The sequence below is a fragment of the Paenibacillus sp. Y301 genome (genome assembly GCF_059445505.1).
Window position 1 is genome coordinate 1 of record NZ_JCAIUL010000056.1, and the last position, 508, is coordinate 508.

A 508-nucleotide genomic window follows, 5' to 3' on the forward strand; every position below is an offset into this window, starting at 1 on the left:
TATTCGTTACAGTAGTCGGCACCGTGCTGGGCGTGCTGCTCACCGCTTCAATGGGCTATGTGATCTCCCGGCCGGATTACAAGCTTAAAAAATTTCTGACCATGGTGGTATTCATCCCGATGGTGTTTAATGGGGGCTTGGTATCCAGCTACTATATCAACGCGAATATGCTGGGCCTTAAGGATACGGTCTGGGCGCTTATTCTACCTTTGGCCGTATCTTCTTTCAATGTAATTATTTGCAAAACCTTCTTCACCAGTACCATTCCGGATGGTCTGATCGAATCCGCCGAAATCGACGGTGCGAGCCAACTGCGGACCTTCTTTTCCATCGTACTGCCTATTTCCTTGCCGTTGTTGGCAACCATCGGACTGTTTCTCTGCTTTGGTTACTGGAACGATTGGTTCCAATCCATGCTGTATATCAACAATCAGGACCTGTATTCTTTGCAGGCTTTACTGAACAGTTTAATGAGCAATGTGGATGCGCTGGCGAAGAACGCTTCCAC

Annotated in this window: 1 protein-coding gene; it reads left to right on the forward strand. The window is 47.8% G+C overall.

The genetic code is table 11. The features are described from left to right. On the forward strand, window positions 1-508 hold a 508-nt coding region (locus AC1D69_RS25070; protein ID WP_495458823.1), incomplete at both ends, for a carbohydrate ABC transporter permease.